Source organism: Pelomonas dachongensis (assembly GCF_043555865.1).
Lineage (GTDB): Bacteria > Pseudomonadota > Gammaproteobacteria > Burkholderiales > Burkholderiaceae_C > Pelomonas > Pelomonas dachongensis.
Genome location: NZ_JBIGHY010000039.1, coordinates 1 through 516, shown reverse-complemented (window position 1 = coordinate 516; position 516 = coordinate 1). Strand labels below are relative to the sequence as shown.

Genomic DNA, 516 nt, shown 5'->3' with positions numbered 1-516 from the left:
TTAGAACTTATCCGTAAATAGATAAACTACCGTTCCGAGCCGCATTGGGCGCGGTGTTGGATCGAAACCTTGGCGAAACGTGCTGAGTCATGGGCGGTGACGGACGAGTTCTGGCAGCGTGTTGAACCGCTGGTTCCGGTGCGCTCTGCCGCCGACAGAATCTATTTGCGAAAGCCGGGGGCTGGCCGGCCGGCGAAGCCAGCTCGGCTGGTCTTTGAGGCGATCGTCTACGTGCTGCGCACCGGCTGCCAATGGAAGGCGCTACCCAAGGAGCGCTTCGGCAGCGCGAGCGCCATTCACAAGCGCTTTCTCGAGTGGGAGGCCGCCGGCTTCTTTGAGGCTGTGTGGAAGGCTGGCTTGGCTGAGTACGACCAGATGCAGGGCATCTCCTGGCGCTGGCAGAGCGTTGACGGCGCCATGATGAAGGCGCCACTGGCTCAGGAATCCGCAGGCCCCAACCCGACGGATCGGGAAAAAAAAGGGCAGCAAGAGACACCTGCTGGTGGACGGCCGTGG

Annotated in this window: 1 pseudogene; it reads left to right on the top strand. The window is 61.8% G+C overall.

Features of this window, described 5'->3' with window-relative positions:
• Window positions 1–69 precede the first annotated feature (69 nt).
• Window positions 70–516: pseudogene (locus ACG02S_RS26225) on the top strand (IS5 family transposase); the annotation flags it as partial.